The organism is Amycolatopsis sp. 3B14 (genome assembly GCF_050958625.1).
In the GTDB taxonomy this organism is placed as follows: domain Bacteria; phylum Actinomycetota; class Actinomycetes; order Mycobacteriales; family Pseudonocardiaceae; genus Amycolatopsis_E; species Amycolatopsis_E thermoflava.
Genome location: NZ_JBHZEN010000028.1, coordinates 31,201 through 52,878 on the forward strand (window position 1 = coordinate 31,201; position 21,678 = coordinate 52,878).

14 protein-coding genes are annotated in these 21,678 nt (G+C 72.4%); 12 read left to right on the forward strand and 2 right to left on the reverse strand.

The features are described 5' to 3' along the window. The first annotated feature begins 4 nt into the window (after positions 1–4). From ACCP09_RS17485 to ACCP09_RS17500, 4 genes are all read left to right on the forward strand, one after another. Positions 5–1,840, forward strand: coding sequence for a diol dehydratase reactivase subunit alpha (locus tag ACCP09_RS17485; protein WP_433747905.1), 1,836 nt, complete (start codon positions 5–7; stop codon positions 1,838–1,840). Then, positions 1,840–2,151 carry a glycerol dehydratase reactivase beta/small subunit family protein gene (locus tag ACCP09_RS17490; protein WP_433747908.1) on the forward strand — a complete coding sequence of 104 codons (312 nt, stop codon included), beginning with the start codon at positions 1,840–1,842 and terminating at the stop codon, positions 2,149–2,151. Before ACCP09_RS17485 ends, ACCP09_RS17490 begins: the two co-directional genes overlap by 1 nt. Before the next feature lie 10 nt (positions 2,152–2,161). Then, entirely contained in the window at positions 2,162–2,581 is a 420-nt protein-coding gene (locus tag ACCP09_RS17495) for a GlcG/HbpS family heme-binding protein (RefSeq protein ID WP_123684877.1), read from the forward strand. Positions 2,582–2,658: 77 nt separating this feature from the next. Next, complete coding sequence (locus tag ACCP09_RS17500; RefSeq protein ID WP_433747911.1) at positions 2,659–3,567, forward strand: methyltransferase domain-containing protein; 909 nt, start codon at positions 2,659–2,661, stop codon at positions 3,565–3,567. On the opposite strand, the gene ACCP09_RS17505 is transcribed toward ACCP09_RS17500, so the two are convergent. Continuing rightward, the gene (locus ACCP09_RS17505) at positions 3,568–3,711 is read right to left on the reverse strand and encodes a hypothetical protein (protein WP_433747914.1); all 144 of its coding nucleotides are present in this window, start codon (positions 3,709–3,711) and stop codon (positions 3,568–3,570) included. It lies immediately after the preceding gene. Positions 3,712–4,009: 298 nt separating this feature from the next. Next, positions 4,010–5,188, reverse strand: coding sequence for a helix-turn-helix domain-containing protein (locus ACCP09_RS17510; protein WP_400990885.1), 1,179 nt, complete (start codon positions 5,186–5,188; stop codon positions 4,010–4,012). Between the two features lie 176 nt (positions 5,189–5,364). Between ACCP09_RS17510 and ACCP09_RS17515 the strand changes: the two genes are divergently transcribed. From ACCP09_RS17515 to ACCP09_RS17550, 8 genes are all read left to right on the forward strand, one after another. Beyond that, positions 5,365–7,200, forward strand: a complete 1,836-nt coding sequence (locus tag ACCP09_RS17515; RefSeq protein WP_433747917.1) for an MMPL family transporter — start codon at positions 5,365–5,367, stop codon at positions 7,198–7,200. Positions 7,201–7,232: 32 nt separating this feature from the next. Beyond that, complete coding sequence (locus ACCP09_RS17520) at positions 7,233–8,807, forward strand: CocE/NonD family hydrolase (protein ID WP_433747920.1); 1,575 nt, start codon at positions 7,233–7,235, stop codon at positions 8,805–8,807. Then, the gene (locus ACCP09_RS17525) at positions 8,808–9,740 is read left to right on the forward strand and encodes a R2-like ligand-binding oxidase (protein ID WP_433747923.1); all 933 of its coding nucleotides are present in this window, start codon (positions 8,808–8,810) and stop codon (positions 9,738–9,740) included. It begins immediately after the preceding gene. Between the two features lie 6 nt (positions 9,741–9,746). Continuing rightward, the gene (locus ACCP09_RS17530) at positions 9,747–11,168 is read left to right on the forward strand and encodes an MFS transporter (protein WP_433747926.1); all 1,422 of its coding nucleotides are present in this window, start codon (positions 9,747–9,749) and stop codon (positions 11,166–11,168) included. Between the two features lie 90 nt (positions 11,169–11,258). Next, positions 11,259–12,932 carry a fatty acyl-AMP ligase gene (locus ACCP09_RS17535; RefSeq protein WP_433747929.1) on the forward strand — a complete coding sequence of 558 codons (1,674 nt, stop codon included), beginning with the start codon at positions 11,259–11,261 and terminating at the stop codon, positions 12,930–12,932. Continuing rightward, a complete protein-coding gene (locus tag ACCP09_RS17540; protein WP_433747932.1) occupies positions 12,929–19,066 on the forward strand; it encodes a beta-ketoacyl synthase N-terminal-like domain-containing protein in 6,138 nt (2,045 codons plus the stop codon). Before ACCP09_RS17535 ends, ACCP09_RS17540 begins: the two co-directional genes overlap by 4 nt. Then, a complete protein-coding gene (locus ACCP09_RS17545) occupies positions 19,063–20,655 on the forward strand; it encodes an acyl-CoA carboxylase subunit beta (protein WP_433747935.1) in 1,593 nt (530 codons plus the stop codon). Before ACCP09_RS17540 ends, ACCP09_RS17545 begins: the two co-directional genes overlap by 4 nt. A 19-nt stretch (positions 20,656–20,674) precedes the next feature. Beyond that, on the forward strand, positions 20,675–21,673 hold the full coding sequence (locus ACCP09_RS17550; RefSeq protein ID WP_027934063.1) for an alpha/beta hydrolase: 999 nt from the start codon (positions 20,675–20,677) through the stop codon (positions 21,671–21,673). The last annotated feature ends 5 nt before the right edge of the window (positions 21,674–21,678 follow it).

Here is a 21,678-nt window from a genome sequence, read left to right on the forward strand (position 1 = left end):
CGCGATGGCGCTCGTGGTTGGCGTCGACATCGGGAACTCGACCACGGAGGCCTGTGTCGCGGAGATCGGTCCGGGCGGGCGCGTGACGTACCTGTCCGGGGCGCTCACGCCGACGTCCGGGGTGAAGGGCACGACCGACAACGTGCCCGGGGTCGTCGAGGTCGTGCGGCGGGCGCTGTCGTCCGCGGGGCGGCCGGTGCGCGAGCTGAGCGCGGTGCTGGTCAACGAGGCCACGCCGGTGATCAGCGGGCTGGCGATGGAGACGATCACCGAGACGATCGTGACCGAGTCGACGATGATCGGGCACAACCCGGACACGCCCGGCGGCGCGGGACTCGGCGTCGGCGAGACCGTCGCTTTTGGATCGCTGCCGGACTGCGCGCCGGGCGCGAAGGTGATCTGCGTGGTCGGGTCCGGAGTGGACTTCGAGGACGCGGCGGCGGGCATCAACACGGCCGTCGCGCGTGGCGTCGAGGTCACCGGCGCGATCGTGCACGCCGACGACGCGACACTGATCGCGAACCGGTTGTCGGCGCCGATCCCGGTGGTCGACGAGGTCACGCTCGTGGAGAAGGTGCCGCTCGGCATGCCGGCCGCGGTCGAGGTGGCCGAGCCTGGCCGGACCATCCGGACCCTGTCGAACTCCTACGGCATCGCGACCGTCTTCGACCTCGACGCCGAGCAGACGCGGATGATCGCGCCGGTCGCGCGGGCCCTGGTCGGCAACCGGTCCGCGGTCGTCGTGCGCACGCCGAGCGGGGACGTCACCGGGCGGCGCATTCCGGCCGGGAACCTGACGTTGATCGGTGAGCAGGTCAAGCGGTCGGTGGAGATCGACGCCGGTGCCGCGGAGATCATGGCGACCCTGCGCCGGGTCCGGCCGTTGACCGACGCCACCGGCGAGGCGGGCACCCACGTCGGCGGCATGCTGGCGCGGGTGCGGGACACGATGTCCGAGCTGACCGGCACCGCCGTGGGCGCGGTGCGGATCCAGGACGTGCTGGCCGTCGACACGTTCGTGCCGCAGGAGGTGACCGGCGCGCTCGCCGGGGAGTTCGCGCTGGAGAACGCGGTCGCGCTGGCCGCGATGGTGCGCACCAGCCGCGGACCGATGCGGCTGCTCGCCGAGAAGCTGCGTGAGGCGCTGGGCGTCGAGGTGCTGATCGGCGGGGTCGAGGCCGACATGGCGGTGCTCGGCGCGCTGACCACGCCGGGCACCGGGCGGCCGGTCGCGATCCTCGACCTCGGCGGTGGCTCCACGGACGCCGCGGTGGCCGGGGACGGGGTGGTGCGGTCGGTGCACCTGGCCGGGGCGGGCGACCTGGTGACGAAGCTGATCGACTCCGAGCTGGGCCTGGACAACCGCGAGCTGGCCGAGGACATCAAGAAGTACCCGCTGGCCAAGGCCGAGAGCTTCTTCCACGTGCGGATGGAGGACGGCACCGCGCGGTTCTTCGACGAGCCACTGCCGGCGGAGGCGTTCGCGCGGGTGGTCGTGTTGTCCGACGCCGGGATGCGGCCGGTGCCGACCCGGCACAACCTGGAGAAGATCCGCCAGGTGCGGCGCTCGGCGAAGCACAAGGTGTTCGTGGTCAACGCGTTGCGGGCGCTGGAGCAGGTCGCGCCGGGCGGGAACCTGCGGCAGATCGGGTTCGTCGTGGTGCTCGGCGGGTCCGCGCTGGACTTCGAGATCCCGGACATGATCGCGGAAGCGGTGGCCGGGATGGGGATCGTGTGCGGCACGGGCAACGTGCGCGGCAGCGAGGGGCCGCGCAACGCGGTGGCGACCGGGCTGGTCGTGAGCCACGCGCTGGACGTGTCGCTGGAAACGGCGGGCTGATGCAGGGGCCGGCGGTGGTGCTGCGGTGCTTGGACGCGAAGTCGCCCGTGCTGCGGGAGATCCGGGCCGGGCTGGAGGAGGAGGGCGTGCCGCTGGTGGTCGAGGAAGTGTCCGAAGGGGACGCGCTCGTGCTGGGGTACGCGGCGGCCTGCCTGTCCTCTTTGGATGTCGGGATCGGGGTGGCGGACGAGGTGTGCGTCCACCACGCCAAGCGCCCGGCTGGTTCGCCCGCCCTGACCGGGCCGCTGTCCCGCGCGCGGGTGCTCGGGCACAACGCGGCCCGCATGGTCGTCGGAATTCCGCTCAAGTGAAGGAGAAAACGTGGCACCACGTCTCGCACTGGCCGATGCCCAGCCGGTTCTCGAAGCCGCGCTGGCGAAGGCCGAGGAGATCGGGCAGCCGATGAACGTGGCCGTCGTCGACGACGGCGGGCACCTGATCGCGTTCGCCCGGCAGGACGGCGCGATCCTCGGCAGCATCGACATCGCGATCCGCAAGGCGCGCACGGCCGCGCTGCTGAAGATGACGACGGCCCAGCTGGGCGAGGCGGCGGCGCCCGGTGCGCCGCTGTATGGGATCGAGGTGACCAACGGCGGCCTGGTCATCTTCGGCGGCGGGATCCCGCTGGTGCGTGGCCGGGAGGTGGTCGGGGCGATCGGGGTCAGCGCCGGTTCGGTCGAGCAGGACACCGAGGTGGCCGAGGCGGGCGTGGCGGCCTTGCCGAAGCGGGGGCGCCGCTGACAGAGTCCGGGTATGACGGTCTCGCCGCGTTGCTGCCCGCGCGCATCCGCCCGTGCACGCTGCTTCGGGAGGTACCGGTGAGCCGGGAGATCCGCTCGACCGAGGACGTGCTCCGGCTGCTGGACGGGATGGTGGCGCCGGGGATCCGCGGCGGCGGGTGGGACGGCTTCTACGCGGACCGGGACGTGCCGTTCGGGGTGGACAAGCCGGACGAGAACCTGGTCGCTTGGATCGAGGGCGGCCTGATCCCGCCGGCGCGCGCGCTGGACGTGGGCTGCGGGCCGGGGCGCAACGCGCGGTACCTGGCTGCCCAGGGCTTCGACGTGGATGCGGTCGATATATCGCCAATCGCGATCGAGAGGGCGGCTGGGGACGCCGGTGTGCGGTTCCACTGCGGGAACATCTTCGAGGTGTCCCTCCGCGGCGGGTACGACCTGGTCTACGACTCCGGGTGCTTCCACCACCTGCCGCCGCACCGGCGGCTGAGCTACGTGGACATGCTGCGGCGAACGCTGGCCCCTGGCGGCTATTTCGGCCTGGTCAGCTTCGGCGAGGGCGGTGCCACGCTGTCCGACGCGGAGGTGTACGAGCAGGGCAGCACGGGCGGCGGGCTGGCGTACTCGGCGGCGGACCTGCGCGAGATCTTCGCCGAGCTGGACGTGGTCGAGCAGCGGGACATGGCGGAGCAGCCGGAGGGCTCGGAGCTGTTCGGTAAGTCCACCCTGCGGACGGCGCTCTTCCGCGCCCGGGGGCGGCGGGCGCGGGAGGACCGCGCCACGGTGCTGCGCGGGCTGCTGACGATCTACGACCAGCGCCACGACCTGGTCGACGCCCTGTGGGAGGCGACGGACCCGCAGGCCGCGGTGCAGCAGGTGCTCGGCGTCAGCGAGCTGCAGGCGCGGGCGGTGCTGGACCTGCAGTTGCGCCGCCTGACGCCCTGGCAGCGCGACCTGCTGCGCGAGGAGCTGGAGCAGCTGGAGGAGTAGTCAGCACTCGCTCTTCGGCAGGTAGCCCTGCTCGCAGGCGTACTCGCGCTGCAAGTCGCCCGAGGTCTTGCCGCGGCCTGGGCCGCCCGGGTCGAGGTAGCCCTGGTACTCGGGGCACTTCGGGGTGAACCGGCCCGCGTTCACGGCCCGCTGGCCGCAGCCGGGCCCGCTGTCCGCACGCGGCGAGCGCTTGGTCGTCAGGCGGGTGGACGTGCTCGCCGATGGTGTGACCGGGACCGGCGAGGGCGGCGAGGTCGCCCCCGACGGCGAACTGGTGGACGGCGCGGACGTGGGCGGAGGCGCGGACGTGGGCGGAGGCGCGGCAGGCTTCTCGCCGCAGGCACTCACGGCGAGGACCACAGCTGCCACCAACCCGGCGACGCGCGCCTTCACATCTGTCAGTCGCAGCCACTGCGGCCGGCGTTAACCCGTTATCACCCGGCTACTCCGGCTTCGTGCCGAGCAAGTGGTGTGCTTCCAGTGCGATTTGCATCTTCAGCCGCTCCTGAGGGTCTCCCAGGCGGGCCCCGAACAGCTCCGTCAGCTGTGCCACCCGGTAGCGCACCGTTTGCGGGTGGATGTCCAGCAACCGCGCGATTTCCAGCGTGCTTCCGTTGCACTTGAGCCACGCCAGGAGCGTCTCGGCCAGCCGTAGCTGCTGCTTAGCCGTCAGGGACGCGAACGGGGCCAGCACCCGGGCCGACAACTCGTCCAGCAGGAAGCGTTCCTGCAGCAACCACAGCGTCGTCAGGTGGTCCGCCGCGTGCACCACCTGCGCGGCCGGGATCACGCCGCCGCGCGCCAGTTCCAGCGTGCGCCTCGCCCAGTGGAGGGACGTTGCGGCGTCTGAGATCCGCACCCGGGGGCCCACAGCCGCCCGCCAGTGGGGCATTTCCGGCAGATCCCGGGACGGGTCCGGGGTGATCAGGCACGGCTCGGCGCCTTCCAGGTCCAGCAACACGTCGTCGCCGAGGGTGGGGGCGAACTGCTCCTCCGTCAGCGGCTCCAGCGCGACCACGGTGACCCACTCGGGCAACGTCCACTGCGCTGCCTTCGCCATCGACGCGACCGCCGCGGGCGATGACGGTGGCGTGGCCAGGATCAGCTCCAGCAGCCGGCGTCGCCGCCGTTCCAGCGTGCCCGTCGCGCGCGCCTGGGCCAGCGTGTAACCCTCCACGGAGTACGACGAGATCTCGTCCACGTACGCGAAAATCGCCTCCGCGCTCACGCACAGCATCGGCACCGGCAGCCGCATCGACTGGCCGAAGCTCGACACGTACCGCCAGGCCGCCTGGCCACCCGCGCGGTACGCCGCCTGCAACGAGTTCAGGCTCCCGCCGTCGTGGTACACGCGCTTGCCCACCTCGTGGAACAACTTGCCCCAACGGTCCGGTGTGGACCGTGTGTCCTCGATGCTGTCCAGGCAACTCAGCACCGCCTGTTCGATCGCCCGCACGATCACCTCGCCGAACTGCCCCTCCAGCGGCTTCGCGTACTCGGGCACCGCGTGCTGGATCTCGTCGAGGATCTTCGTCGCCAGCCGGTCCGCGTGCGGGCGGAACCGCCGGGCGAGCTCCGCGGGCAGCGAGAGCCACAGTCGCCGTGCCTGACCGGTCGCCATATCCCGAATCAACGCACATCCGCCCACACCACGCAACGCTCGCCCGCCGACACTGTCACGCCTGAACGCACCCGCCGCGGAAAATGTGTCACCGGCAGGCGAAAAACCCCGTCACCCCTGTTCCCGCGCGGACGCCGTTGTTAGCTTGGCGCTCCGGCCAGGTTGGGAGGAGGTGGATGGCAGGACTCGCGTCACGGTGCTTCCGGCATGCGCCCTGGGTGATCGCGTTGTGGTTGCTCGCCCTCGCCGGTCTCGTGCTCGCCGCGCAACACGCCGGCGCCGCGTACCGGGACACGGTCGCGTTGCCTGCCGCGGACAGCACGAGCGCCGCAGAGCTGTTGCCCAAGGGCGACACCGAACGCGTGGTCATCACCACCACCGGCACGATCGACGCGGCCAGGGACCAGATCGAACAGCTGCTCCGCAAACTGTCCGATTTGGACCACATCAGCCAAGTGGTTTCGCCGTACGCCGCGCCGGAACTGGTGTCGGCCGACCGGCGAACCGCGGTGATCGTCGTCAGCTTCGACGCCCCCGCCGACCAGCTCGGCCCCGAACTGGCCGGGGAACTCGTCGAAACCGCGCGAACGGACAACCTGACCGTCGGCGTCTCGGGGCAGCTCGCGGCGATGACGGTCGGCGCACCCAACCTCGGCAACGCCGGCATCGGCCTGATCGCGGCCGCGATCGTTCTGCTGATCACGTTCGGCTCGCTCACCTGCGTGGTGCTGCCGGTGTTCACCGCGGCGGTGTCGGTCGGGTCCGCGCTGGCCGTGGTCGTGCTGCTGTCGCACCTGCTGACCGTGCCGAAGATCAGCACCGAGATCGCCGCGCTGCTCGGCCTCGGCGTCGGTGTCGACTATGCGTTGTTCGTGCTCACCCGCTACCGGCAGGGGCTGCGCGAAGGCCTGCCACCGGGTGCGGCGCTGGAACGCGCGGCCGACACCTCGGGCCGCAGCGTGGTGTTCGCCGGGGTCACGGTGTGCGTGTCGCTGGCCGGGATGTTCACCGTCGGCATGGCGTTCCTGAACGGCATCGCCATCACCTCCGCGGTGTCGGTCGGCCTCACCATGCTCGCGGCGCTCACAATGCTCCCGGCGCTGCTGCGGCTCACCGGCATGCGGAAGCTGCCCCGGCATTCCGCGCCCGGACGCGGCTGGGCCGGGCTGGCGCGCTCGGTCACCCGGCGGCCTGCGCCCTACGTGATCGGCGCGGTGCTGGTCATCGCGGTGCTGGCGGCGCCGGCGCTGGGACTGCGGCTGGGCGTGCCCGGCGCCGGCCACGATCCGCCCGGCAGCCCGACGAAGGTCGCCGACACGCTGCTCGCCGAGGGGTTCGGCCCTGGCGCGAACGGCCAGCTGGTCCTCGTTGCCGAGCGGCCCGATCCAGTGGCCGCCGATGCCCTGCGCGAGATCGTGGCCACCAGAGCGGACGTCTCGCCGGGACCGGTCCTCACCGTCATGCCCCGCACCGGCCCGGACGATCCGGCCACCGCGGAACTCGTGGGATGGCTGCGGGAGGTCGCGGGCCCCGGCTGGTACGTCGGTGGCGCGGTCGCCGTGCAGACCGACTTCTCGGCCGCGGTGACCAGCCGGTTGCCGCTCTTCCTCGCCGCCGTCGTGGCGATTTCCGTGCTGCTGCTGGCAATGGTGTTCCGCAGCGTGCTGATCCCGCTGACCGCGGCGGTGATGAACCTGCTCACCGCGGGCGCGACGATCGGCGTGGTGGTGGCAGTGTTCGGGCTCGTCTCGACCGGGCGCACCATCACCGCGGCCGCATTGATCATGGCGCTGGTGTTCGCGGCGTTCGCGTTCGTGGACAGCCGGGTCGTGCGTGAAGCCGGCGTCGGGCTGACCGTCGCGGTGCTGCTGGACGCGGTCGTGATCCGCTGCCTGCTCGTGCCCGCCGTCATGGTCCGGCTGGGCGCGGCGAACTGGTGGCCATCGCGCCGTCGTGAGCATCCGGCCGCGCCGATTCCTGACGCACGTGACAAAGCCGGGTGGATCCATTGAACGGCAAGGGTTTGATCGTTAGCGTCGGCCCGATGAAACACCGCGTGACCGCCGTCGTTCTCGCGTTGCTGGGGACCGTCCTTCCGGGAGTGTCCACCGCCGCCGGGGGTTTCGGCACGCAGTTCCTGGACATCCACGCGGCCGACGGGGTCGCGCTCGGTTCGATGGTGATGGAGCCGTCGTCGCCGGGTCCGCACCCGCTGGCCGTCCTCATCGGAGCGTGGGGCGGCGGCCGGACGCAGAACATCATTCCGGCACGGAACCTGGCGAACCGCGGCTACGTGGTCGTGTCCTACGGCGCACGGGGTTTCGGCGAATCGACCGGCGAGGTCGAGGTCGCCGGGCCGGAGGACATCAGCGACGTCACGACGGTGATCGACTGGGCGCTGCGTAACACCGACACGGATCCGTCCCGCATCGGAGTCGGCGGCGTGTCCTACGGCGCCGGGATCGCGTTGATCGCTTCCGGTTTCGACCCGCGGATCCGGGCCGTGGCCTCGCTGAGCGGGTGGGCCGACCTGGTCGCCTCGCTGAGCACGAACGACACCCGGCATGGCCTCGCCGGCCTGGTGCTCTACCTGTCCGGCAAGGCGAACGGCACGCTCAGCGCGGAAACCGACGCCATGCTGCGGACCTACCTGGAACCACGCATCTCCGACGCCGACTCGGCGGCCGTGATCGAGTGGTCCCGGCCCCGCTCGCCCGCGACGTACCTGGACCGCATCAACGCGAACCGGCCTGCGGTGCTGGCCATCCAGACGTGGAGCGAGACGATGTTCCCGCCGGGCCAGATGGCCGAGTTCTACCAGCGCCTGACCGTGCCGAAGCGCGCCGAGTTCGTGCCCGGCGACCACGCGGCCACCGAATCCGGCGGCCTGCTCGGGCTGCCCAGCGACACCTGGACCTCGGTCTACCGCTGGTTCGACGCCCACGTGGCGGGCACCGACACCTCGATCGCGGGCGAACCGCCGGTCGTCACCCGCGCCCGCCCCGGGATGCAGCGACCGGCGTACCAGTCCACTTGGGACGATGTGCTGGGCGAGCCGAGGCGTGCCTACCTCGGCGCCGACACCCTGCAGGACCAGCCCGCCGCGTGGAGCCGCAGCGTGGCGGCGAACCGGGACACCGTCGCCGACGGCGGCGTGCCGCTGGCGACCTACAGCCTGGAGGCGATGACCGGCAACCCGCCGAACATCTTCCTGCCCCAGGTGGACCCGGGCAGCGGCGCGGTGTGGAACCAGGCGCCCACGGGCGAACCGGTCGAGATCCGCGGCTCGATGCACGCGCACCTGACCGTGATCCCGCCCGCCGCGACCGGCACCGCGGTCGCCTACCTCTACGACGTCGACCCGATCGGCATGGGCAGCCTGATCAGCTACCTGCCCTACAGCTGGAAGACCGCCACGCCCGGACAGCCGTTGCCGGCCGACTTCGTGTTCACCCCCACCGCGTACACCGTCGCCGCGGGCCACCACCTCGCGCTCGTCATCGACTCCAAGGACCCGCTGTTCCTGGACTGGAACTCCGGCGGCGGGCGGCTTGGTTTCGCGTCCACCGCCGCCGATCCGGCCTGGCTCGACGTACCTGTGCAACCCGGGAGGGCTTGAGTGACCACGACCATCCGCGAGGAGTTCACCGCGCTGCGCGCCGGCGGCCTCAACTGGGACGTCCTGCCGCTGCGCCTGTTCGCCAAGGGCAACGCGAAGTTCTGGAACCCGGCCGACATCGACTTCGGCCAGGACGCGCGGGACTGGGCGGCGCTGTCGGACGCGCAGCGGTTCGCCGCGACGATGCTGTGCGCGCAGTTCGCCGGCGGCGAGGAGGCCGTCACGCACGACATCCAGCCGTTCCTGTCCGCGATGGCCGCGGAAGGCCGGTTCGCCGACGAGATGTACCTGACCCAGTTCTGCTTCGAGGAGGCCAAGCACACGCAGGTCTTCCGGCTGTGGCTGGACGCCGTCGGAGTCACCGGGAACCTGCACGAGCACGTCGAGGACAACCCCGGCTACCGGGCGATCTTCTACGATGCCCTGCCCACGGCACTGGAGCGGCTCAAGCACGATCCCTGCCCGGCCAACCAGGTCCGCGCCTCGGTGGTCTACAACCACGTCGTCGAGGGCGTGCTCGCGCTGACCGGGTACTTCGTGTGGAACCGGGCCTGCCGCGCGCACGGCATCCTGCCCGGGATGCAGGAGCTGATCCGCCGCATCGGCGACGACGAACGGCGGCACATGGCGTGGGGCACGTTCACCTGCCGCCGCCACGTCGCGGCTGACGACGCGAACTGGCAGGTCGTGCAGGACGAGATGCAGGCGCTGCTGCCGCACGCCATCGCGCAGATCGAGTGGACCACGAGGAAGCTCGACGGCGACCCGTTCGACTTGCGGCTGGACGGGGTCATGGAGTACGCGGCCGACCACGCGATGCGCCGCCTCAAAGCGATCGAGTCGGCGCGCGGGATGCCGGTGCGCCAGATCGATCTGGACTACAGCCCGGAGCAGCTGGAAGAGGACTTCCACGACGAAGACGCGGCGCGGTGAGCGGCCGTGAACGCGGGCCGCACGCTGCTGGTCGTCGCGCTCGGCGCGTTCGTGACGACCCTGGACAACACGATCGTCGCCGCCGGGGTGCCCTCGATCGGGCACGACCTCTCGCTGGACCTCGCGACGCTGCAGTGGGTCAGCATCGGCTACATGCTGCCGTTCGCGGGCCTGCTGCTGGTCGCCGGGACGCTGGTGGACCGGTGGGGGCAGCGGGGCACGCTGGGCGGCGGGCTCGTCGCCTTCGGGCTGGGCGCGGTGGCCGGCGGCTTCGCGACCACCGGTGCGCTGCTGATCGCGGCGCGCGTGGTGCAGGGCCTGGCCGCGGCGTTCCTGGTGCCGGCCCTGCTCAGCCTGTTGCGCACCAACCTGGACAGCAGGCAACGAGCCATCGGCGCGACGCTGTGGACGGCATGCCTCGCGGTGGCGCTCGCGCTCGGCCCGACGCTGGGTGGGTTGTTGTCCGAGTACCTCGGCTGGAGCTGGATCTTCTTCAGCAACGTGCCGTTCGTGCTGGTCATGCTCGTGTTGCTGCCGGCGACCGCGGGCACCGCACGAGTGCGGGGCGCACGGCGGCCTGCGCTCGGCGCCATGGTGCTCGTGACGGCCGGGCTCGTGCTGGTCGCGGCCGCGATGGTCGGACTCGGCGACGACGCCCGGCTGTCCGAGGCGGCGCCGCTGCTGGGCGGGCCGGCCCTGATCGCCTGGTTCGCGGTGCGGGAACGCCGCGCGCGGGAGCCGCTCGTGCCACGCGAGCTGTTGCGGGAGCGGGTGTTCACGGGCGCGCTGGCCGTGCAACTGCTGTGGGGACTCGGGGTGTCCGGAATCTTCTTCTTCACCCCGTTGCTGCACCAGGACTCGCTGGGCCTGAGCCCGGTGGGCGCGGGCCTGCCGCTGGTGCTCGTCGCGGTCGCCATCATGGCGGTGACCCCGGCGGTGCCGCGGATCATGACCCGTCTCGGTCCACATCGGACGGTGTGCGTCGGGCTGCTGGTCGTGGCGCTCGGTCTGCTCGCGGTGGCCGTGATCAACCACATCCCCGAGGTGCCGCCGCGGATACCCGGCCTGCTCCTGATCGGCGCCGGCTCGGCCTTGACCACACCGCTGACCTCGTACTCCCTGGAAATCATCGAAGAACGGCACGCGGGCACCGCCTCGGGGCTGCTGACGGCGTCCCGTGAGCTGTCCAGTGCCATGGGCGTCGCGTTGATCGGCGCGGTGCTGACCGCCGTGCGTGCCGCCCGGCTGGACGAGGGCGCGCTGGGCGGGCCCGCGCTCGCCACCGGTTACACCGCCGGGCTCATCGTCGCGGCGGCCCTGGAAATCGCCGGCGCGGTGCTCGCCCTGTGGGTGTTCCGCGCTCCCGCCCGCAAAGTTCTGCCCGTCGTGACAACGGAGTCGGCCGGATCCTCGTCCCGCGGTGAGTAACCCGGACACGATCGATTGACACCCCATTCAGCCCGAAAATAACCTCCGGCGCACGGATTTTTCGGGCACGGAAATTCCCCGAGGGACTCGATGACTGAGAACTCTTCGTTCGCGACCATGCTCGGACACTGGTCCCGCGTGCAGGGCGACGAGATCGCCGTGACGTTCCTGGACTACCGCGCCAGCGCCGACGGCAACGCGATTTCCCTGACCTGGCGCGAACTCGACTACCGCGTGAGCGCGGTGGCGGAGCGCGCCCGCGAGCTGGCCCAGCCGGGCGACCGCGCGGCCGTGCTGGTGAACCAGTCCGCCGACTACGTGGTGGCGTTCCTCGCGGCGATCCGCGCCGGCCTGGTCGCCGTCCCGTTGTTCGCGCCGTCCCTGCCCGGGCACGGCGACCGGCTCACCGCGGTGCTTGACGACTGCTCGCCCGCGCTCGTGCTGACCACCGACGACGAGCGCGACGACGTCAAGGGCCTGGTGACCGGACCGGAAATCGTGGTGGTGGACGCGGTTCCGGCCGAGCCGGGCACGCGGGAGTGGCCGGCGCCGGACCCGGACGACCTCGCCTACCTGCAGTACACGTCCGGTTCGACGCGCAGCCCGGCGGGCGTCATGCTGACGCACCGCAACGTGGTCACCAACGCCCAGCAGGCGTTGCGGGCCTACGGCGCGCGACGCGGCGCCACCTCGACGGTGAGCTGGTTGCCGCTGTTCCACGACATGGGCCTGATCCTCGGTGCCGGCGCGCCCGTGGTCGGCGGCCTGACGTCGGTGCTGATGGATCCGCTGGCGTTCCTGGAGCGGCCGGAGCGGTGGCTGCGTGCGTTGTCGGCGAGCCCGGGCGCGATCAGCGCCGCGCCGAACTTCGCCTACGCCTACAGCGCGTCCCGGGTCTCCGAGCGGGAGAAGAGCTACCTGGAACTGAGCCGCGTCGTGTCGCTGATCAACGGCAGCGAGCCTGTTCTGCCGTCGACGATCGCGAAGTTCCAGGACGCGTTCGCCGAGTGCGGGCTACGGCCCGAGGTGCACCGTGCGTCCTACGGGCTGGCGGAGGCGACCGTGCTGGTGTCGGTGACCGACGCCGGATCGCCGTCGCGGCAGGTCACCTTCGACCGGGACCGCCTCGCGGCCGGCACCGCGACCCCCGCGTCCGGCGGCGCCACCACGACACTGGTGTCCTGCGGACGGCCGGTGGACCAGCGGATCCGGATCGTCGACCCGGACGGGGTCCCGGTTCCGGACGGCACGGTCGGCGAGATCTGGGTCAGCGGCCCGAACGTCGGCCGGGGCTACTGGAACCGGCCGGACGCCACGTTCGGCCGCCAGGTGCCCGGTGAGCCCGGCGAGTGGCTGGCGACCGGCGACCTCGGGGTCCTGTTCGAGGGCGAGCTGTTCATGACCGGCCGGATGAAGGACCTGATCATCGTCGACGGCCGCAACCACTACCCGCAGGACGTCGAGCAGACCGTCGAGGCGCACCCGGTGGTGCGGCCGCACTCCGCCGCCGCCTTCTCGGTGCCGGGCGAGGACGGCGAGGCGGCGGTGGTCGTGCTGGAACGAGCCCGCGACACCGAGGCCGACTTCGGCGAAGTGGCGGCCTGGCTGCGGTCCGAGGTGTCCGCGGTGCACGGTCTGCGGCTGCGGGACGTCGTGTTCACCGAACCCGGCGAGGTGCCGAGAACGTCGAGCGGCAAGATCAGCCGGACGCTGACCCGCCAGCGCTACCTGGACGGCTCGCTCGACGCGCGGCGGCTCGCATGACCGGCCTGCGTGCCTGGCTGGTGGACCGGGTGGCCACCACGCTGGGGATCCCCGCCGCCGCGGTCGACCCGGCGAAGCCGTTGCAGGAGACCGGGTTGTCCTCCCGCGACGCGATGACGCTGACCGGCGACCTGGGCCGGTTCCTCGGCCGGTCGCTGCCCGCGACCCTGGTGTGGGAGCACCCGACGATCAACGACCTCGTCGCCGCACTGTCCGATCTGGAGCGGGAGACGGCAGCGCCGTGGACCCCGGAGCCGGGTGAGCCGGTCGCCGTCGTCGGAATCGGGTGCCGCCTGCCCGGCGGCATCACCTCGCCCGGCGGGTTCTGGCGGTTCCTCGAGTCCGGCGGCGACGGGATCGGCGACCGGCCCGAAGGTCGCTGGGAGTCCTTCGCCGACGCCGCCGAGGTGGCCGCGCTGCCGCGCCGGGGCGGGTTCCTAGACGACGCGCTGGGTTTCGACGCCGCCTTCTTCGGCATCACCCCGCGCGAGGCCGAGGCGATGGACCCGCAGCAACGGCTGTTGCTCGAAGTCGCCTGGGAGGCGCTGGAGCACGCGGGCATCGTGCCGTCGTCGCTGCGCGGCACGCGCACCGGCGTGTTCGTCGGGTTGTCGGCCGCCGAATACGGGTACCTGACGATGACCGACGTGTCCGCGATCGACGCGTGGTCCGGCACCGGCGCCGCCGCGAGCATCGCCGCGAACCGGCTGTCGTACCTGCTCGACCTGCGCGGCCCGAGTCTCACGATCGACACCGCGTGCTCGTCCTCGCTGGTCGCCGTCCACCAGGCGGTGCAGAGCCTGCAGCGCGGTGAGATCGGCACCGCGCTGGTCGGCGGAGTGAACCTGCTGCTCACCCCGGGGATCACCGCGAACTTCACCGAGGCCGGGGTGCTCGCCGCGGACGGCCGGTGCAAACCGTTCGACGCGCACGCCGACGGGATCGCCCGCGGCGAAGGCTGCGGGGTCGTCGTGCTGAAGCCGCTGCGTGCGGCGCGCCGCGACGGTGACCGGGTGCTGGCGGTGATCCGCGGCAGCGCGGTCAACTCCGACGGCCGCTCCAACGGCATCACCGCGCCCAACCCGGAGGCGCAGGCCGCGCTGCTGCGGGACGCCTACGCCGCGGCTGGGCTGGATCCGTCCGTTGTGGACTACGTCGAGGCGCACGGCACCGGGACGCTGCTCGGCGACCCGATCGAAGCCCGGGCTTTGAAGCGCGTGCTCGGCCGCGGCGCGGACCGGCCGCTGCTCCTCGGCTCGGTGAAGAGCAACCTCGGCCACCTGGAGGGCGCGGCCGGCATCACCGGCCTCATCAAGACCGTGCTCGCGCTGTCTCGGCGGCAGGTGCCGCCGAGCCTGCACTACCGTGAGCCGAACCCGCACATCGACTTCGACGGCCTGCGCGTGGTTACCGAACCGGCGCCGTGGCCGCGGTACTCCGGTGTGGCCAGGGCGGGCGTGTCCGCGTTCGGGTTCGGCGGTACCAACGCGCACGTCGTGCTGGAGGAGTGGCCGGCGAACCCGCGCTTCGAAGACGACGGCGGGCCGCACGTGTTCGCCGTCTCCGACCGGTCCGCGGACGGGCTGCGGGACCGGCTTGCCGAGCTGACCCGCTGGGTCGAGTCCTCCGACGTCCCGTTGAGCGCGGTGGCCTCGACACTGGCCCACCGCCGCGACAACCTGCCGGTGCGCGCCGCCGTCGTCGCCTCCAGCCGGGAGGAGCTGGCTGCCGCGCTGCGGGACGTGCAGCCGGAGCAGGGCAGGCTCGACGGGGTCGTCTTCGTGTTCTCCGGCTACGGCTCGCAGTGGACCGGGATGGGACGGCGGCTGCTGGAAACCGAGCCCGCGTTCGCTGCCGAGGTGGACCGGCTCGCCCCGGTGTTCCACGCCGAGGCCGGGTTCTCGCTGCGGGAGGTGCTGGCCGGCGAGCCGCCGGACCTCGCCGCGACGCAGCTGGCGCTGTTCGGCATGCAGGTCGCCCTCGCCGGGCTGTGGCGGGCGCACGGCGTGACTCCCGCCGCGGTGCTCGGGCAGTCCATGGGCGAGGTCGCCGCCGCCGTGGTCGCCGGAGCGCTGGACGTCGCCGACGGTCTGCGCGTGATGACGACGCGGGCGCGGCTGCTGGGGGAGATCGACGCGGCCGGCTCGGGCGCGATGGCCGTGGTCGAGGCGTCGGCCACGGAGATCGCCGAGTTCGCCGGGGTCGAGGTCGCGGTGTTCGCGTCGGCGTCGCAGTGCACGGTCACCGGTGACGCCGAAGCGGTCGCGTCACTGGTGTCGCATGTGGAGGGGCAGGGCCGGTTCGCGAAGCTGCTGCCGGTGAGCGGGGCCGGGCACTCGCCCGCGGTCGACGCGATCCTGGACCGCTTCCGCGCCGGGCTGGCGGTGCAGCCGGGCAGCCCGGAGGTGCCCTGCTACACCAGCGTCCTCGACGATCCGCGGGACAAGCCGCTGTTCGACGTGGACTACTGGGCGGCCAACCTGCGCCGCCCGGTGCGGTTCGCGCAGGCATTGGCGGCGGCGGTGGAGGACGGCCACGGCACGTTCGTCGAGATCGCCCCGCACCCGGTGGCCCTCGCGGCGATCGAGCAGGCCGGGGCGACCGGGTTGCCGACGACGAACCGCAAGGCCGACGAGCAGATCACGTTCCTGACCAGCCTCGCCCGCCTGCACGTGCTCGGCCACCCCGACGTGTTGACCACGCGGGAGCCGAAGCAACCGGTTGCCGACCTGCCCGGCGCGGTGTGGCGGCACGAGCGGTTCTGGGCTCACCGGCGGGCACGGGCGGCAGGCCACCCGTTGCTGGGCACGCACGCCGAGGTGCCCGGCAGCAGCCAGCGCGTGTGGCGCGGGGAGATCGGCACGGACCGGCACCCGTGGCTCGCCGACCACGCGGCGTTCGGCACTCCGATCTTCCCGGCGACCGGGTTCGTCGAGCTGGCGCTGTCCGCGGCCGGACCACGCGTCACCGACGTCGAGCTGCGCCAGATCCTGCCGCTCGGCCCCGAGCAGGAGGTCACGACGTCGCTGGCGGACGGCGTGATCAGCGTGCACACCAAGCCGGGCGACTGGGTCTGCCACGCGACCGCCCGAGTCGGCGAGGAGGTGCCGCTGGAGCCGCTCGGCCCGGTCGACGGTGAGCCGGTCGACCTCTACGCCGCGCTGGACGCGATGGGCATGAGCTACGGCCCGGCGTTCCGGCTGCTGCGCGACGTCACCGCGGTGGCGGGACGCGCGTCGGCGGCCGTCGACCTGCCGAAGCCGGCCGGGCACGTGCTGCACCCGGCGCTGGCCGACGCCTGCCTGCACGGCTTGGCCGCCGCGACCGGACCGGCGCTGCGCGAGGCCGACGGGCTGTTCCTGCCGATGTCGATCGGTGCGGTCACGGTCGCCGGTGACCCGGGGACCGGGGTGCGGGTCGACGCCGTCGTGGACTCGCTGTCCGGCGACGACCTGCGTGGCACGGTGCAGCTCGTCGCCGCCGACGGCGCGGTGCTGGCCGAGTTCCGCGACGTGCACGCCCGCCGGTTCCGTCGGTCCGCGCTGCCGGTTCCGTTGTCCGGCAAGCTGTTCGAGGCGTCCTGGACGCGGACCGATCTGCCCGGCGCGGCCGAGGAGGACCGGGCCTGGGTACTCGTGCACCACGGCGAGCCGGGCCTGCGGTTCGGCGACGATCGCGTGGTCGTGGTCCCGCCGGACGACCCGCAGGCTCTGCGTGCCGCACTGGCGACCCGGCCGGACGGCGTCGTGTGGTTCGCCCGGGAGGCGGACGGCCCGGAGCTCGTGCACGAGGTCACGCGGGTGGTCGCGGAGCTCGCCGAATCGCCGGCCCGGCTTTGGCTGGTGACCGGTTCGGCGCTCGCGGTCGACTCCGGCGAGGCGGGCCGCCCGGACCTGGCGTGCCTGCGGGCGCTGGTGCGGGTGCTCGCGTTCGAGCACCCCGAGCTGCACGCGAGCCTGGTCGACCTCGACCCGGAGTCGCTGGACCAGCTGTCCGCGGAGCTGCGCGCGGACGGCCCGGACGACGAGATCGCCTGGCGCCGCGGCGTCCGGCACACCCGGGAGCTGACGCGGCCCCGGCTCGGGACTGCCGAGCGCCCGACGGTGCGCGACGGCGCCTACGTGATCACCGGTGGGCTCGGCGGGCTGGGCCTCGTGGCGGCGCGCTGGCTGGCCGAGCGGGGCGCGACCCGAATCGTCCTGTCGTCCCGGAGCGTGCGCGCGGTCGACATGCCCGGCGCGGTGGTGGTGGCGGGGGACATCGCCGAACCCGGGGTCGCGGAACGGCTCGTCGAGGCCGCGACCAGCGGTGGGGTGCCGCTGCGTGGCGTCCTGCACGCGGCCGGGGTGCTCGCCGACGGCGCGGCCGTGTCGCTGACCCCGGAGCAGCTGGCGACGGCGTGGCGGCCGAAGGCGAGGGGCGCCTGGCGCCTGCACGAGGCCACGCTCGGCCACGACCTGGACTGGTGGCTGGTCTACTCGTCCGCGGCCGCGTTGTTCGGCTCGCCCGGCCAGACCGCCTACGCGACGGCCAATGCGTACGCCGACGCGCTCGTGGCCTGGCGCCGCGCCCACGGCCTGCCCGCCGCGACGATCAACTGGGGCGCGTGGGGCGAGGCAGGCGCCGTGGTCGGCACGACGAACTCGGTGCTCGAACCGCTCGGCACCGCCGAAGCGCTGGAAGCACTGGAGGCCGTCCTGGCCCGCGACCGCGCGGCCACCGGCGTGGCCCGGCTCGACGCGGACGCCGTGCTCGAACTGTTCCCGCGACTCGCCGACCGGCCGTTCTTCGACCTGCTCGTGCCACGGCGCACGGCGGCCTCCGCGTGGCCGGGCATGGCGGCGCTGGAACCGGCGACCGCGCACGCGGCCATCGCCGACCACCTGACGTCGCTGGTCGCCGGGCTGATGGGCTTCGCGCCGGAGCAGGTCGACCGGCACGTGCCGCTCACCCAGCTCGGCCTGGACTCGCTGCTCGCGATGCGGGCGCGGGGCGCGGTCGAGCGGGACTTCGGCCTCCCGCTGCCGGTGCCGATGCTGCTGCGTGGTGCGAGCCTCGCCGAGCTGGCGGCGCATCTCGCGGAGCAAGCCGGGTTCGACGCCGGCCCGGCCGCGGTCACCGAGGTCGTCGTCGGGCCGCGCGATCCCGCCGAGCGGTGGGTCGCCCGGCACTGGCACGACGTGCTCGGCCGCTTCTCCGGGGTGCACGAAGACTTCCCGGGCGATCCGGCCGAGCTGCGGGCGGCGATGTCGGCCGAACTCGCGGACCTGCCCGCGAACCTGTTCGACCGGCCGACGATCGCCGCGATGGCCGACCTGTTGCGCGACCGGATCGAGGGCTCCGGCCCGGTGCGCTGCCTGCGTTCGGGCACCGGGACCCCGGTGTTCCTGTTCCACCCCGCCGGCGGTCCGGCGAGTGTCTACACGCGACTGGTGCGCGACCTGCCGGGCGAGTTCCCGGTGTACGGGTTCGAACGGCTGGACGACCTGGACACCGTCGAGGCCAAGGCGGCCCGTTACCTGGAGATGATCCGCGAGATCCGGCCGCGCGGGCCGTACCGGCTCGGCGGGTGGTCGTTCGGCGGCTGCCTCGCCTACGAGTGCGCGCGGCAGCTGGACGAGCCGGTGGAGCTGGTGTTCCTGATCGACACCATCCTCCCGCTGCCTGCCGGCGCGCCTGCCGAGGACCTGCTGCTGGACCGGTTCGACCGGTTCGCCACGCACATCGAGCAGACCTACGGCGCCGCGCTGGACATTCCGCGGGATGAACTGGCCCGGCTCGGCGAGGGCGAGCAGATCGGGCTCGTGATGCGGCAGCTGGCGGAGAAGGTGCCCGGACTGGGCGAAGGCGTGCTGCACCACCAGTACACGTCCTATGTGGACGCGCGGGTCGCGGAGCGGTACGCGCCGGGCCGCTACCCCGGCCGGGTCGTGCTGTTCCGCGCGCAGGAGCCGCACCCGCTGACCACCGCGCTCGACCCGCGCTACCTGCGTGCCGACGAGGCGCTGGGCTGGGACGAGTTCTGCCCGGACCTGGAGATCGTGCGGGTGCCCGGCGACCACGTCTCGATGATCGACCCGCCGCACGTGTCCGTCATCGCGGCCGCGCTCGGCGACCGGATCACACGGAAGTGAGGACCGCAGTGGACGTCCCGTTCGCCCCGACGACCGCCTACCGGATCGCCGACCTGGCCGCCCGGCAGGACGAGGCCGTGCGCATCGCCGAGAAGCGCGCGATCGACCGGCAGCACGCCAAGGGCAAACTGACCGCCCGCGAGCGCATCGACCTGCTCGTCGACGACGGGTCGTTCGTCGAGCTGGACCAGTTCGCGCGGCACCGCTGCACCGAGTTCGGCATGGACGGCAACCGCCCCTACGGCGACGGCGTGGTCACCGGGCACGCCACTGTGGACGGCCGGCAGGTGTGCCTGTTCTCGCAGGACTTCAGCGTGTTCGGCGGCAGCATGGGCGAGGTCTTCGGCGAGAAGGTCCTCAAGGTGATGGACCTGGCGATGTCGATCGGCTGCCCGGTCATCGGCATCAACGACTCCGGCGGCGCGCGCATCCAGGAAGGCGTGGTGTCGCTGGCCTACTACGCCGAGCTGGGGCGGCGCAACGCGCACGCGTCCGGGGTGATCCCGCAGATCTCCATGATCATGGGCCCGTGCGCGGGCGGCGCGGTGTACTCGCCCGCGATCACCGACTTCACCGTGATGGTCGAGGACACCTCGCACATGTTCGTCACCGGGCCGGATGTCGTGCACGCCGTGACCGGCGAGCGGGTCACCGCGCAGCAGCTCGGCGGCGCGGCGGTCAACAGCGAGATCTCCGGCAACGCCCACCACCGCGCCGCCGACGAGCGGGACGCGATCGACTGGGTGCAGACCCTGCTCGGGTACCTGCCGCTCAACAACCTGGACGCGCCGCCGGAGTACGCGGACGAGACCTCCCGCGAGATCACCCCGGCCGACCTCGAACTGGACCGGATCGTCCCGGACTCGCTCAACCAGGCCTACGACATGACCGAGGTGATCCGGCGGCTGGTCGACGACGGCGAGTTCACCGAGATCCACGGCGCGTTCGCGCCCAACATGATCTGCGCGTTCGGCCGTGTCGAGGGCCGGTCGGTCGGGATCGTGGCGAACCAGCCGCTCCGGCAGGCCGGCGTGATCGACATCGACGCCTCCGAGAAGGCCGCCCGGTTCGTGCGGTTCTGCGACGCGTTCGGCATCCCGGTCCTCACCCTGGCCGACGTGCCCGGCTACCTGCCCGGCACCGAGCAGGAACGGCAGGGCATCATCCGGCGCGGCGCGAAGCTGATCTACGCCTACTCCGAGGCGACGGTGCCGAAGGTGACCGTGGTGACGCGCAAGGCCTACGGCGGCGGGTACGCGGTGATGGGTTCCAAGCACCTCGGGGCGGACGTCAACCTGGCCTGGCCCACCGCGGAGATCGCGGTGATGGGTGCCGAGGGCGCGGTCGGCGTGCTGCACCGGCACGAGCTCGCCGCACTGTCCACATCGGAGCGCGAGGTGGCGCGTCGGCGGCTGACCGAGGAGTACCGCAAGCGCCACGCGAGCCCGTACCTGGCCGCGGAGCGCGGATACGTGGACATGGTCGTGCCGCCGTCCCAGACCCGGCTCCAGGTGGCTCGGGCGCTGCGCACGCTCCGCACGAAACGGCAAACGCTGCCGGCGAAGAAGCACGGCAACATCCCGCTGTGAAACCACCCGAGGAGAACCGATGAGAACCGACCGGGCCGGGCGCCGCCGTCGCCGCTGGGCCTTGCTGGTGTCACCCGTCGTCGCCGTGATCGCCGGTGCCGCGCTTGCCGCGCCGGTGTCGGCCGCCACGGTCAGCGCCGACGATGGAGCGAAAGTGGTCAAGGAGACCTGGATCGACGACCGCACGGTCGACCTGGAGATCGACTCGCCCGCGCTGGGCGAGACCGGCATGGTGCGGCTGATCGTGCCGGTGAAGTGGCGCGCCGAACCCACCCGGACCTGGCCGACACTGTGGCTGCTGCACGGGTGCTGCGAACCGGCGGACTACCAGTCCTGGGACCGGTTCACCGACGTGAAGGCCTTCACCGCGGACAAGGACGCGATCGTCGTCATGCCCTCCGACGGCGAGGCCGGCATGTACACGAAGTGGTGGAACTTCGGGCTCAAGTCCACACCGGACTGGGACCGGTTCCACACCGAGGAGGTCCGCCAGATCGTCGAGCGCGGCTACCGCGGCGGCACGAAACGCGCGGTGGCCGGGGTGTCCATCGGCGGGTACGGCGCGCTGGCGTACGCGTTCCTGCACAAGGGGATGTTCGGCGCGGCCGCCTCCTACAGCGGGATCCCCAACACGTTGTTCCCCGGCACGCCCGAGGTGATCCAAGGCATCCTGATCCGCGCCGGGCACTACAACTTTTTCGACCTGTGGGGCGACGAGAAGGCCAGCTGGCCGATCTGGTGGTCCCGCAACCCGTACGACCACATCGACGACCTGCGCGGCACCGCGCTCTACATCTCGTGCGGCGACGGCCGGACCGGCCCGCTGGATCCGCCGGGGCAGTCCGATCCGCTGGAACCGGCGGCGCTGCTCACGTCCAAGAGCTTCACCGACAAGCTGAAGCGGATGGGCGTTCCGGCCACTGTGGACTACTACGGCGCAGGCACGCACAGCTGGCCGTACTGGGAACGGGCACTGCACAACTCGTGGCCGGTGCTCGCTCCGGCTCTTGGTCTGTGAAGGAG